Origin of the sequence: Streptomyces anandii JCM 4720 (assembly GCF_014650655.1) — a bacterium.
GTDB classification, from domain to species: Bacteria; Actinomycetota; Actinomycetes; order Streptomycetales; family Streptomycetaceae; genus Streptomyces; species Streptomyces anandii.
The window spans coordinates 399,330-411,296 of the sequence record NZ_BMVJ01000003.1 but is presented as its reverse complement, the minus strand read 5'-3'; the positions used below and the strand labels follow the sequence as shown (position 1 = coordinate 411,296).

11 protein-coding genes and 1 pseudogene are annotated in these 11,967 nt (G+C 73.2%); 4 read left to right on the top strand and 8 right to left on the bottom strand.

Features of this window, described 5'->3' with window-relative positions:
- The 5 genes from IE249_RS36600 to xylB all read right to left on the bottom strand — a co-directional run.
- Nucleotides 1-763: GAF domain-containing protein (locus IE249_RS36600; protein WP_229857794.1), on the bottom strand; the 763-nt coding region annotated here is incomplete at its 3' end.
- Nucleotides 764-857: 94 nt separating this feature from the next.
- Nucleotides 858-1,457: an N-acetylmuramoyl-L-alanine amidase gene (locus IE249_RS07795; RefSeq protein WP_189704026.1), complete on the bottom strand. Its 600-nt coding sequence runs from the start codon at nucleotides 1,455-1,457 to the stop codon at nucleotides 858-860.
- 54 nt (nucleotides 1,458-1,511) lie between these two features.
- Complete coding sequence (locus IE249_RS07790; protein ID WP_189704025.1) at nucleotides 1,512-2,525, bottom strand: acetamidase/formamidase family protein; 1,014 nt, start codon at nucleotides 2,523-2,525, stop codon at nucleotides 1,512-1,514.
- Nucleotides 2,526-2,819: 294 nt separating this feature from the next.
- The gene (locus IE249_RS07785) at nucleotides 2,820-4,028 is read right to left on the bottom strand and encodes an ROK family transcriptional regulator (protein WP_189704024.1); all 1,209 of its coding nucleotides are present in this window, start codon (nucleotides 4,026-4,028) and stop codon (nucleotides 2,820-2,822) included.
- A gap of 229 nt (nucleotides 4,029-4,257) precedes the next feature.
- Nucleotides 4,258-5,703, bottom strand: a complete 1,446-nt coding sequence (gene xylB, locus IE249_RS07780; protein ID WP_189704023.1) for a xylulokinase — start codon at nucleotides 5,701-5,703, stop codon at nucleotides 4,258-4,260.
- Nucleotides 5,704-5,899: 196 nt separating this feature from the next.
- Here xylB and xylA point away from each other — a divergent pair, with 196 nt between their 5' ends.
- The 3 genes from xylA (at nucleotide 5,900) to IE249_RS07765 (ending at nucleotide 8,676) form a co-directional block, all read left to right on the top strand.
- Nucleotides 5,900-7,066 carry a xylose isomerase gene (gene xylA / locus IE249_RS07775; protein ID WP_189704022.1) on the top strand — a complete coding sequence of 389 codons (1,167 nt, stop codon included), beginning with the start codon at nucleotides 5,900-5,902 and terminating at the stop codon, nucleotides 7,064-7,066.
- 200 nt (nucleotides 7,067-7,266) lie between these two features.
- Nucleotides 7,267-8,322 carry a fatty acid desaturase family protein gene (locus IE249_RS07770; protein WP_189704021.1) on the top strand — a complete coding sequence of 352 codons (1,056 nt, stop codon included), beginning with the start codon at nucleotides 7,267-7,269 and terminating at the stop codon, nucleotides 8,320-8,322.
- A 171-nt stretch (nucleotides 8,323-8,493) separates the two neighbouring features.
- Nucleotides 8,494-8,676: a tail-anchor membrane protein gene (locus IE249_RS07765; RefSeq protein WP_189704020.1), complete on the top strand. Its 183-nt coding sequence runs from the start codon at nucleotides 8,494-8,496 to the stop codon at nucleotides 8,674-8,676.
- A gap of 22 nt (nucleotides 8,677-8,698) precedes the next feature.
- Here IE249_RS07765 and IE249_RS07760 read toward each other — a convergent pair whose 3' ends face one another.
- From IE249_RS07760 to IE249_RS07750, 3 genes are all read right to left on the bottom strand, one after another.
- The gene (locus tag IE249_RS07760; RefSeq protein WP_189704019.1) at nucleotides 8,699-10,105 is read right to left on the bottom strand and encodes a tannase/feruloyl esterase family alpha/beta hydrolase; all 1,407 of its coding nucleotides are present in this window, start codon (nucleotides 10,103-10,105) and stop codon (nucleotides 8,699-8,701) included.
- A 186-nt stretch (nucleotides 10,106-10,291) separates the two neighbouring features.
- Nucleotides 10,292-11,200 (bottom strand): hypothetical protein, encoded by a 909-nt coding sequence (locus IE249_RS07755; RefSeq protein WP_189704018.1) that lies wholly within the window; start codon nucleotides 11,198-11,200, stop codon nucleotides 10,292-10,294.
- A 135-nt stretch (nucleotides 11,201-11,335) separates the two neighbouring features.
- Nucleotides 11,336-11,635, bottom strand: coding sequence for a hypothetical protein (locus tag IE249_RS07750; protein WP_189704017.1), 300 nt, complete (start codon nucleotides 11,633-11,635; stop codon nucleotides 11,336-11,338).
- 132 nt (nucleotides 11,636-11,767) lie between these two features.
- Here IE249_RS07750 and IE249_RS36595 point away from each other — a divergent pair.
- Nucleotides 11,768-11,967: pseudogene (locus IE249_RS36595) on the top strand (oxygenase MpaB family protein); the annotation flags it as partial.

Here is an 11,967-nt window from a genome sequence, read left to right as displayed (position 1 = left end):
CCAGCACCAACCGGGCCTCGTCGCGGCCGAGCGCGGTCAGCTCGGCCGTCCCGACGGCTTCGGCACGCGGACCGAGCAGTGCGAGCTGGGCCTCCGCGGCACGCGCCACCGCCTGCACGAATCCGAGGCTGTGCGGATGCGCGAGGCCGTCCCCGCCGGTGATGTCCACCGCGCCGAGCACCCGCCCGGTGCGCGGATCGTGCACCGGTGCCGCCGCGCATGTCCACGGCTGGACCTGCCGGATGAAGTGCTCGGCCGCGAACACCTGGACCGGACGGTCGACGGCGACCGCCGTGCCCGGCGCGTTCGTCCCCACCGCGGACTCCGCCCAGCCGGCACCCGGCACGAAGTTCATCCGGTCGGCCTTCCGCCGCGTGGCCCGATGGCCCTCCACCCACAGCAGCCGGCCGTGCGCGTCGCACACCGCGAGCAGGTGCTCCCCGTCGGCGGCGAAAGTACCCATCAGCTCCCGGAACAGCGGCATCACCGGCGCCAGCGGGTGCTCCGCCCGGTAGGCGCCGAGGTCGCCGTCCGCGAGGTCCACACTCGCGCTGCCGTCCGGCCCGACACCGGCCCGCGCCGAACGCCGCCACGAGTCCGCCACCACCGGACGCACCGGCCCCGGCACCGTGCCCACCGCGGTGAACGTCTCGTGCGCCCGGCGCAGCGCACGCAGGCGCTCGACGGCGTCGGCCCCCGGCTCCAGGGCCACCCACGGATCGGACAACTCGGCCTCCCGGACGGCGTTGCGGCTGGGGGACATCGTCACTCCGGGTGCGCGCCCCGACAACCACTTCGACGACGCTCGTCCGAACGACGGCCCGCCCGGCGCCCGCCCGCGCCGCCCGGCGCCCGCGTCAGGCGAAGTTGACCAGTCTGATGTAGCGGACCCAGTCCCAGTTCGGCCCGGGATCGGTGTGGTCGGTGCCCGGCACCTCGGCGTGGCCGATGATGTGCGCACGGTCCTTCGGGATGCCGTACCTGTCGCAGATCGCCGCGGTGAGCTGCGCCGATCGCTCGTACAGTGCGTCGGTGAAGTACGCCGGCCTGTCCACCCACCCTTCGTGCTCGATGCCGATGCTGTGCGTGTTGTAGTCCCAGTTGCCCGCGTGCCAGGCGACGTCCGCCTCGCGCACGCACTGCGCGACATGGCCGTCGGCGGAGCGGACCACGTAGTGCGCGGAGACCTTCTCCCGGGGGTTCTGGAAGATGGCGAGGGTGCTGGCGTAGGTCTCCTGCGTGACGTGGACGATCACCCGGTCGACGGAGTAGCTCGTGGGCCGGCTGGACGCCGTGTAGTTGGAGCTGCTCGCCGGCTGCCACTCGGCGGGCGGGTAGTCGGCGAACCGCGGCCGCGCTCCGGCACGCGTGGCGGGGAGTAACGCGCAGGGAACGGCGGCGAGGGCGGCGCCCTTGAGGATCCGCCGTCTGCTGGGATGGGATCTTGCCCGGTCCATGGATGAGAGCCCTTCTGTGGGGGGAGGTTCTCGGTCGTCGGCCGGCGCACGTGTTCAGCGCCGGAGCGCCGCCGCGGTCTCGCGCATCCGTGCGTGCATTCCGCGGTGAGTCTCGCGCACCGGCAGCCACTCCTTGCGGAGCTTGGCCACGCAGGTGTAGTTGGTGTCGCACACGTTGGCCAGCGGTGACTCGACGGCCTGCGTGGCGAACTGATAGGCGTCCAGCTCGCCGAAGCCGTAGTCGCGCACCAGCCACCGCACCAGGTCGAGCTGGGATATCCGGAACGCGTCCTCCAGCGGGCGCGCCGAGCCGGTGGAGATGATGTGGGTGTCCGATTCGATGCGCGGCCAGGGTGTGGCGATCCCCTTGAGGAGCTCGACGACCACCACCGTGTGCATCGCGCACTCGACGGCGACTCCGCACGTCTCGCCCTCGCCCTGCCGGGCGTGCCCGTCGCCGAGGCTGAGCAGCGCCCCTTCCACGTTGACGCCGAGGTAGCAGGTGACCCCTGCGCGCATCTCGGGCGTGTCCATGTTCCCGCCGTGGGCGTCGGGAACCAGCGCCGAGCGCACCTCCAGGCCGGCCGGGGCCACGCCCACCGTGCCGTGCATGGGATCCATCGGCAACTCCGCCTCGAAGTCGCCGTCCTGGGCCTGGAACAGAACGGTGCGCCGGGCCCGGTCGAGCTGCCAGATCCACACGGTCTCCGGGAGCGGCGGCTGCAGGGTGGCCGTGGTGTGAGTGGAGGTGAGCGCGCCGAACAGCGGCACCGTCGTGGACGCCGCCCAGTCGCGGGCGGGTTCGACGGACACGAAGTGCACGGCGACGGTGTCCCCGGGCTCGGCGCCCTCCACGTGGAAGGGGCCGGTCTGCGGATTGAGGAACGGGAACTCGCACACCTCGGACACGAGGTCCTTCTCGGACCGCACCCGCCCGGCGAAGCAGTCCTCCGTGTACAGGTCGAGAACGGTGCCCGGCGCTATCCGTGCCACAGGCGGTACGCCGCCGAACGTCCAGGCGAACTCGCCCGGTTGGGGCCGCACGGTCAGGATGCGGGGGTCGCTCATCGCTGCACAGCTCCGATCTGGGGCAGGACAGGGCGCGGTGACGGATGTTCACCGGTGGTCGCTCGCCGAGGCGGACACGTGGTGCGCCTCGCGTGAATCACGGTACGGCGACCACGGGTCGGGCAGAAGAGCACGGAGCGGCACGGTGGACGGAGTGCGACTTGTGGACAACTCCGCCACTCGAACGGGTGAATTGGGCGGCGACTCGGGCGAGTTGCGAGTGCGCGGCACGTGGTCGGCGTCGCGCGTCCGGGCGCCTCGGGAGGCGATGCCGCACGGGCGTCCTGCCGGGCCTCAGCCGCGTTCGGCGACCGCGGCCGGGTCGTCGAGGACGGCACGTACCACCGTGTGTGCCGCGCCCAGCAGCGGGCCCTCGGGGCCGAGGCGCGAGACGGACACCGGACAGGCCTGCCCGGCCGTACGTCCCGCCAGTTCCGCCCGGAGCGACGGCAGCAGCCAGGGCGCGAGCGCGGCCAGCGCGCCGCCCAGCACCACGGCCTCGGGGTCGAGGAGGTTGACCGCCCCGGTCAGGGCGACGCCCAGCGCCGTACCGGCGTCGCGCAGAGCACGCCGTACGTTCTCGTCGCCCGCGGCGGCGCGAGCGGCGAGCAGCCCGACCCGGTCCTCGCCCGGCTCCAGGCCGGCCGCGCGCAGTACCGCTTCCTCGCCCGCGTACTGCTCCAGGCACCCGCGCCCGCCGCACGGGCACCGCGGCCCCTCCGGCTCGACCGGCACGTGTCCCAGCTCGCCCGCGAAACCCCGCGTCCCGCGCAGCAGCCGCCCGTCGACCACCACCGCGGCGCCGATGCCGATCTCCGCCGACACGTGCAGGAAGTCGCGCGGGGTGCTCTCACCGAGCCAGAGTTCGGCCAGGGCACCGAGGTTGGCCTCGTTGTCCACGGTCAGCGGGAGCCCGGCGGCCAGCAGGGCGCCGAGGTCGGTGTCGTGCCAGTCGAGGTTGGGCGCCCGCACGACCGTACGGCCGTCCCGGGCGATCAGGCCCGGCACGGCGACGGCCAGCCCCGCCGGCCACAGGCCCAGCTGCTCGGCCTCGGTGACGACCTGACGTATGAGCCCGGTCAGCTCCTCGGCCACCGGGCCGGGGGAGCGGCCCCGGTTCGTGCCGTGCCGGACGGCCCTCGCCCGCACCTCGCCCCGCAGATCGACCACGCAGGCCGCCAGGTGGTCGACGCCCACCTCCGCGCCGACACCGGCCGGGCCGCGCCCGCTGACGGCGAGCGCGGAGCCGGGCCGGCCCACCCGGCCCGGCCGCTCGGGGCCGAGTTCCTCCAGCAGCCCGCTGCGGATGAGCTCGTCGACCAGGGTCGACACCGCGGCGCGGGTCAGCCCGATGCGCGAGGCGACCTGCGCCCGCGACAGCGGGCCCTCTGCGCTGACCGTGTGCAGGACCCGGGCGAGGTTGCGGCGGCGCATGCCCTGCTGGGTGTCGGGCAGCGAGCGCCCGGATCCGGCCGGGCGGGCCTGGTGCAGCGGTGCGGTCATGCCTGGGTCGTCCTCGGTGGGTGTCCGTGGGGGCGAGCCGTTGCGCCCGCCGCCGCTGGTGGCGGTCCGGTGGCTTCCGGCCCGTGGCGTGGGCTCGGTGGCTTCCGGTCCGTGGTGTCGGTCCGGTGCCCGCGGGCCCGTGGTGTCGTTCCGGTGGCTTCCGGCCCGTGGCGTGGGCTCGGCGACTTCCGGCCCGTGGTGTCGGTCCGTGGCCGCCGGTCCGTGGGTGTCAGCGGCTGCCCGTCCCCCTCTCCAGCAGCGGGGCCGCGTCGGAGAGTACCCCGGAGATCCTGTTCAGCGTCTCCTCGTCCCGCTCCACTGCCTCCAGCACCGGGCCGTCGGCCGTGCGCCAGCGGCGGGCTACCGCGGCCGGGTCCTCGCCGGTGAGCACCCCGGCGGCCTGGGCGGCGGCGCCCAGCGCGACCAGTTCCCTGGCCTGGGGGACCTGCACCGGCCGCCCTGACAGCCGGCGCACCGTCTGCTGCCAGGCAGTGCCCCGGGCGCCGCCGCCGATCAGCAGCAGCGGTGCGGTGCGGTCGGCGTCCTGGTCGAGGACCAGGTCGAGCGCGCCGAGCAGGGAGTGGACGGCACCGTCGTAGGCGGCCTGGAGCAGTTGCCCGGCGGTGGTGTCGTGGCGCAGACCGTGCAGCAGGCCCGAGGCGCCGGGCAGGTTCGGGGTCCGTTCCCCGTCCAGGTAGGGGAGCAGGGTGACGCCGGTGCCCGGTTCGACGGCCTCCCGGTCCAGGCCCAGGAGGGCGGCGACGCGGTCGACCGCGAGCGTGCAGTTCAGGGTGCAGGCCAGCGGGAGCCAGTCGCCACGCGCGTCGGCGAAGCCCGCCACCGTGCCGGACGGGTCCGCGGGGCGCTGCCTGGCCACCGCGTACACCGTGCCCGAGGTGCCGAGGCTCAGCACCGGGGTCCCCGGGCGCAGACCGAGGCCGAGGGCCGCGGCGGCGTTGTCACCGGTGCCAGGTGCGACGAGGGTGCCCTTGGAGAACGGCAGTTCATGGCTGTCGCGCACGGTTCCCGCCACCTCTCCGGGGCGCACCACCCTCGGCAGCAGAGCGGGATCGAGCCCCACATGGGCGAGGACCTCCTCGTCGTACGCCTCCGTCGCCGACGCCCACCACCCCGTGCCGGACGCGTCGCCGCGGTCGGTCGTGGCGAGGCCGGTCAGCAGACCGGTGAGGTAGTCGTGCGGCAGCCGCACCGCCGCCGTGGACCGCGCTGCCTCCGGCTCGTGCTCGGCCAGCCAGGCCCACTTCGTCACCGTGAAGGAGGCGCCCGGCACGCTTCCCGTGCGCTCCGCCCACGTCTTGGGGCCACCCAGTTCCTCGACGAGCCGGCGGGCCTGCGGAGCCGAGCGCACGTCGTTCCACAGGAGGGCCGGCCGCACGGGCTCGCCGTGGCCGTCCAGGGTGACCAGGCCGTGCTGCTGACCGGCGACGGACACGGCGGCGGCCTCGTGCGCCGCGTCACCGCACTGCTGGAGCGCCGCGCACAGGGCGTCCCACCACTGGCGCGGATCGCTCTCGCGTCCCGCGCCGGACGAGACGGTGTGCGGCGCCTGGCCGCTCGCCACGACCTGCCCGGTGGCCGCGTCGACGACGAGCACCTTGGTGGACTGCGTGGACGAGTCCACACCGACGACGAGCGGTCCCTCGGCTGCTGACATCGGCTCTCCCTCTTGTTCACGGCTCACAGGATCAACGCTCTGACCTGGCGTTCTCACGCCTGTCCGGGCACGGCGGCCGGAGGCTCGCCCCGACCGGGACCCTCTTGTCCCTTCCCAGGGACGCGTCGGCATACTAATTTGTAAATCGCCATGACGAAATAGTCGCAAGCGAGCCAAGCGAGCAAGGAGCCGCGGCATGAGCTACCAGCCCACCCCCGAGGACAGGTTCACCTTCGGCCTGTGGACCGTCGGCTGGCAGGGACGGGACCCGTTCGGCGACGCCACGCGCCGCGCACTCGACCCGGTCGAGACGGTGCAGCGCCTGGCGGAACTCGGCGCCCACGGAGTCACATTCCACGACGACGACCTGATCCCGTTCGGGTCCTCCGACACCGAGCGCGAGTCGCACATCAAGCGGTTCCGCCAGGCGCTCGACGCGACCGGCATGACCGTGCCGATGGCTACCACGAACCTCTTCACGCACCCCGTCTTCAAGGACGGCGCCTTCACCGCCAACGACCGTGACGTGCGCCGTTACGCCCTGCGCAAGACCGTCCGCAACATCGACCTGGCGGCGGAGCTCGGTGCGAAGACGTACGTGGCCTGGGGCGGCCGCGAGGGCGCCGAGTCCGGCGCCGCCAAGGACGTGCGCGCCGCCCTCGACCGCATGAAGGAGGCCTTCGACCTCCTCGGCGAGTACGTCACCGCCCAGGGCTACGACATCCGCTTCGCGATCGAGCCCAAGCCCAACGAGCCGCGCGGCGACATCCTGCTGCCCACTGTCGGTCACGCGTTGGCGTTCATCGAGCGCCTGGAGCGCCCCGAGCTCTACGGCGTCAACCCCGAGGTCGGCCACGAGCAGATGGCCGGGCTCAACTTCCCGCACGGCATCGCCCAGGCGCTGTGGGCGGGCAAGCTGTTCCACATCGACCTCAACGGCCAGTCGGGCATCAAGTACGACCAGGACCTGCGCTTCGGCGCCGGCGACCTGCGCGCGGCCTTCTGGCTGGTCGACCTGCTGGAGAGCGCCGGCTACGAGGGCCCGCGCCACTTCGACTTCAAGCCGCCGCGGACCGAGGACCTGGACGGCGTGTGGGCCTCGGCGGCCGGCTGCATGCGCAACTACCTCATCCTCAAGGAGCGTTCTGCCGCCTTCCGCGCCGACCCCGAGGTGCGGGAGGCCCTGCGCGCGTCCCGGCTCGACCAGCTCGCGCAGCCCACCGCCGAGGACGGCCTGCAGGCGCTGCTGGCGGACCGGGCGGCCTTCGAGGACTTCGACGTCGAGGCCGCGGCCGCGCGCGGGATGGCCTTCGAGCACCTGGACCAGCTCGCCATGGACCACCTGCTCGGGGCACGCGGCTGACACCCGGGCCCCGTTGACCGTGGTGCACGCGCACGCGTGCACCACGGACCGCCACCACGGTGCCGGGTGGAGCCAGCCCCCCTCACCCGCGCGGGATGTCCCCCCTGGATGCCCGGGGGCTGGCGCCATGGTCCCGGGCAGCCTGTGCTCCGTACGTTTCCTCAGGTCAGGACATCGCCGAGGAAGCCGGAGACCGAGCCATGCCCCATCCCGCCGCAACCGTCGTGGACAGTTCAGAGGACCCATCCGGCGGTACGTCCGCGGGCAGTGAGTTCACACCGCTGTTGCGCGCGGTCAGGCGTCAGGGACTGCTGGAGCACCGGCGCGCCTGGTACGCGCGCACCATCGCCGCCAACGCGCTCGCCCTGGCCGCCGCCGTCGCCGGACTGTTCCTCATCGGCGACTCCTGGTGGGCGCTGCTGCTCGCCCCGCCCCTCGCCGTGCTCTGCGCCCGCACGGCCTTCATAGGCCACGACGCCGGCCACGCGCAGATCACGGGTGACAAGGCGGCCGGCCGCGTCATCGGCCTGATCCACGGCAATCTGCTGCTGGGACTGAGCTACGCCTGGTGGAACACCAAGCACAACCGCCATCACGCCAACCCCAACCACATCGACAAGGACCCCGACGTCGCGGCGGACGTCCTGGTCTTCACTGCCGGGCAGGCGGGCGCCCGCACGGGCCTGCGCCGCCGGCTCACACGCCACCAGGCCTGGTTCTTCTTCCCGCTCACCCTCCTGGAGGGCGTCGCCCTCAAGGTCCACAGCTTCCGGGACCTGCGCCGGCAGCCTCCGCGGCAGCGGGCACTGGAGGGCGCGCTTCTCCTGGCTCACCTCGTGGGGTGTGCCGCGCTGCTCCTCACCTGCCTGTCACCGGGCAGGGCGCTGGCGTTCGCGGCCCTGCACCAGGCTCTCTTCGGACTGCACCTGGGTCTGGCCTTCGCGCCCAACCACAAGGGCATGGAGATGCCCGACCCGCACGGTGAGCGCTGGGGGCACCTGCGGCGCCAGGTGCTCACCTCACGCAACATCCGCGGAGGGGTGCTGACGGACTGGTTCCTGGGCGGCCTCAACTACCAGGTCGAACACCACCTGTTCCCCAGCATGCCGCGCCCCCACCTGCGCCGGGCCCAGCCCCTCGTGCGGGCCCACTGCCGGGAATTGGGTATTCCCTATGCGGAGACCGGCCTCGTGGCCTCCTACCGTCAGGCCCTGCGCCATCTGCACGAGGTCGGGGAGCCGCTCCGGACGCGCTAGCTGTATTGACCTGAAGCGTTGTTAACGCGGCTGATCGGTGGGTGGCCGCCGAGCCCGCCCCACCAGTAGGGGCGGGTCTCAGGGACGTATCAGGGTCGTGGTCCGGAACCGCCGGGAGGGCGGGGCCGTTCTCACGACAGAGAGCGGCAGTGGCCGCGGAGGAGGCGTCAGATGTCGAAGAACGCGAAGATCGCCGCAGGAGGTGTGGCGGTCGGGCTCATCCTGCTGATCTGGCTGCCCTGGTGGGCCGCCCTGCTGATAGTCCTCGGAGTCCCGGCCGCCGCGTACCTCACGCTGGACCCCTCCCAGCGACGCCGGCTGCGCCGCGTGACCCGCAAGGAACTGGGCCGCTGAGGCGACCCGGGCCGCTGAGACGCTACCGGCCCGGCGTGGCCGTGCCCAGGGAGCAGGAGTCGACCACGTCGCCGCTCGCGGGCCTGCCGACGGTCCGGTCCGCGGGCGGACGCACACCGCGCTCCACCCATGACACCAGCGCGTCGAAGGCGGACCGGTAGCAGGGCAGGATCGGACGCAGCCGGTCCGGATAGGTGTCGTACAGGCCGTCGACGTGGGTGCCGCCCTGGATCGTGTAGTACCGGTGCAACGCCCCGCGTCCGCTCGCGTCCACCATGCGCGCGTACACGTCGGAGTCCGCGGCCTTGGGCAGCAGCGCGTCCAGGTCGCCGTGCAGTGTGATCAGCGGCTTGCCGATCCGCCCGGTCAGCCCCACGCGGGCCACCGCGCGGTGCACCGAGGCGGGCCGGGATGCGTAGTCGTACGTCGCGTCGGAGGGGCACGGCGCGAGGATCTGCTCGGCGGTGGACCCGGCGGACGGCCCCGGGCAGGCAGGGTCGTAGCCCGGGTCGAACTCGGCGCGGTAGATCTTCTGCGTCACGCCCCAGTAGGCGTGCTCATGGTAGGGCCACAGGAACTCGGAGCCCCGCGCGAAGCCCGCCGCGTACATGTCCGCGTCGCCGGCCGAGCCGAGGGTCCGGGCGACCGCCGTGGGAAGGGAGGTGAGCAGACTGGGGCCGTCGGCCGTCCAGAGGGCGCCCTCCCAGTCCACACCGCCGTCGTACAGCTCCGGGTGGTGCTCCAGCTGCCAGCGGGTGAGGTAGCCGCCGTTGGAGATGCCCGTCATGTAGGTGCGGCGCGGGGCGTGCCCGTAGCGCTGGGCGACCGCGCGCTTGGCCGCGCGCGTGAGCTGGGTCGTCCGCGTGTTCCACTCGGCGACCGCGTCGCCGGGCCGGGTGCCGTCGCGGTAGAAGTCGGCTCCGCTGTTGCCCTTGTCGGTGGCCGCGTAGGCATAGCCCTGCGCCAGTACCTGATCGGAGATCGCCTTGTCCGTGGCGTACTGCTTGCGGGTGCCCGGCGCCCCGGTCACCACCAGGCCGCCGTTCCAGTGGTCGGGCAGCCGGATCACGAACTGCCCGTCGTGGTTCCAGCCGTGCGTGGTGTTGAAGTGGGAGGAGTCCGGGAAGTAGCCGTCGATCTGCACTCCGGGCACCCCGGAGGGGGTGCGGGTGGCCAGTGCCGTGAGCCCCGCCTGGTCGGCCGTGTCCGTGTACGGGGTGCCGGCCAGCCCGGTGGTGGTCAGGTCGGGGAGACAGGCCGCCTGCTGGAAGGCCGCGCCCGGCACCCGCACGCGCTCCTGGTGCACGCAGTGCCCGCCATGCCCCTGTCCGCTCCCGCCCCCTTCCGCGGCCCCGGCCGGGACCGGGCACACGAAGGCCGCCGACACCAGGGCAGCGGCGACGAGCGGGACACCTCGGGACAGACGCATGACGGCCTCCAGGGCACGTGGGACGACGGAACGACGGTGGGAACAGCACACGGGACGAGCCCGGGGCTGCCCCATCGTGCGGTCCCGACTCCGCGTCATCCATGGGTCCGCACCATATGGAGACGTGGCTCGGCATGGAGGGAGAAGACATGCGTCGTGGGCGTGATGCGGTCGGGGGCCCGCCGGTCAGCTGGGGCGCACCGCCAGTTTGTCGAGTGCCTCCAGCAGTCCGGGCAGCTCCGGACCGCGGCCGACCGGCAGAACCTCACCGGGTTCCTCGTCGAGGAGGACGAAGGCGATGTCGTCGGTGCGGGCCACCATGGACCAGCCGGGCCCGTCCGCGCGCAGGGTCCGCGCCTCGCCCGGGGCGAACGCCGACCTCACCCGGCCGAGCGGCGGCGGCGAGGCCACGTATGCCCGTGCCTCCGCCAAAACGCGCCGGATCCCGGTGTGTCCTGGCGACGCGGGCCCGGTGTCCCTGCCGTCCGGGTGAGCGGCGTCGTGGGTGCGATCCTGCGTGCCGTCCGTGTCGTCCCCGGCCGACGGCGCCCCACCGGGTGCCTCCGCTCCGGTCGGCCGGCTCGCGGGGGCGAAGGCGGAGTCGTCGATCCGCTCCCGCCACACGGCCCACCGCAGTGCGATCTCGTCCGCGCCCAGCCTGCGCTGAGCCGGCCCCCAGGTGCTGGTGTCGGGCGGCGTCAGCACCGGCCCGTCCGCGGGGTCCGGCTCCGGGTCGTGCGGCGCGGGCACTCCAGGCGCCGCGACGGCGACCGCGAGAGGCCAGCCCGGCAGAGCGGCTACGACCGTGCGCTCGTCGGGCGAGAGGTCGTACTCCATGCCGCAGTCCCACGACGCGATGGCCACGGCGACAAGCGACACGTCGTCGATGACGACCGTCCACCGCGCACCGTCACCGTCCTGGCCCAGCACCAGGCCGTATCCGTCGGCGAGCGGCGCCAGGCCGAGCGCCGCGCAGGCCTCCGGATAGTCGTCGCCCAGCACACTCGGGAACTGCGCCGGCGTCAGCAGCACCGCCGTCAGCACAAAGAGCGCATCGTTCTCGGCGGCGACGGCGTCCTCGTCCGTCCCGGCCATTCCAGCCTCCCCATCGGTTCGTCCATCGGCGCGCACCCTAGTGCGAGTGCGGCGTCGTTGTCACGACTCCTGGGACCACGCGGACCTGCAGTTTTCCACCTGGAGAGGGGCGAAACGGCCGCTTCGTGGCCGGCCTCACTCCGTGGGCAGTCCCAGCAGGGTCCGGGCCACCGTCCGTGGCGACTGGCCGCGCTCGCGGGCCAGAGTGATCACGGCACGGCACGCCAGTTCGTTCACGCCGAACGACAGCGCCTCCGGCGACACCCAGGTCGCGGCCTCGTCGACCGCTTCCTGGTCGTCCTCCGCGCAGGCCGACACATAGGCGGCGGCCGCCTCGAACAGGTTGGAGGACCGGCCGCCGCGGTGGCCGCCGTCAGCGGCTTTGTGCGAGGAGCCGGCGAGTCTGGTGAAGGACGTGCGGAGCCTGCCGAACATATGGGCACCTTCCCCTTCCTGGTTCCGACGCGGAGCGTTCATGTGCTGCCACTCAACGTAGAGTTGGAGCTCCGACGGCAGAAGAGGGGCGGCGTGGCGAAGCGATTCGAACGGCTCGAGCAGATCCGGGGCATGGACCCGGTGGCGGACGCCTCGGAGATCTACCGGCTCTGTGCGGCCTACGAGTTCCCCTGGGACTTCACCCGCTCCTTGGAACTGGCCCTGTACCGCACATACGCCGTCCCCGGCATCGGACGCCTGCTGTCGGAGACCGCCGAACTCACCGACCGCACCCAGAAGCGCTACGACGACACCTCGCTGCTCCTCGACGC

What these genes read in the sequence shown, in the direction of transcription:
- IE249_RS07795 (WP_189704026.1), bottom strand. Translation starts at nt 1,457, where the DNA reads ATGGACCGGGCAAGATCCCATCCCAGCAGACGGCGGATCCTCAAGGGC.
- IE249_RS07790 (WP_189704025.1), bottom strand. Translation starts at nt 2,525, where the DNA reads ATGAGCGACCCCCGCATCCTGACCGTGCGGCCCCAACCGGGCGAGTTC.
- IE249_RS07785 (WP_189704024.1), bottom strand. Translation starts at nt 4,028, where the DNA reads ATGACCGCACCGCTGCACCAGGCCCGCCCGGCCGGATCCGGGCGCTCG.
- xylB (WP_189704023.1), bottom strand. Translation starts at nt 5,703, where the DNA reads ATGTCAGCAGCCGAGGGACCGCTCGTCGTCGGTGTGGACTCGTCCACG.
- xylA (WP_189704022.1), top strand. Translation starts at nt 5,900, where the DNA reads ATGAGCTACCAGCCCACCCCCGAGGACAGGTTCACCTTCGGCCTGTGG.
- IE249_RS07770 (WP_189704021.1), top strand. Translation starts at nt 7,267, where the DNA reads ATGCCCCATCCCGCCGCAACCGTCGTGGACAGTTCAGAGGACCCATCC.
- IE249_RS07765 (WP_189704020.1), top strand. Translation starts at nt 8,494, where the DNA reads ATGTCGAAGAACGCGAAGATCGCCGCAGGAGGTGTGGCGGTCGGGCTC.
- IE249_RS07760 (WP_189704019.1), bottom strand. Translation starts at nt 10,105, where the DNA reads ATGCGTCTGTCCCGAGGTGTCCCGCTCGTCGCCGCTGCCCTGGTGTCG.
- IE249_RS07755 (WP_189704018.1), bottom strand. Translation starts at nt 11,200, where the DNA reads ATGGCCGGGACGGACGAGGACGCCGTCGCCGCCGAGAACGATGCGCTC.
- IE249_RS07750 (WP_189704017.1), bottom strand. Translation starts at nt 11,635, where the DNA reads ATGTTCGGCAGGCTCCGCACGTCCTTCACCAGACTCGCCGGCTCCTCG.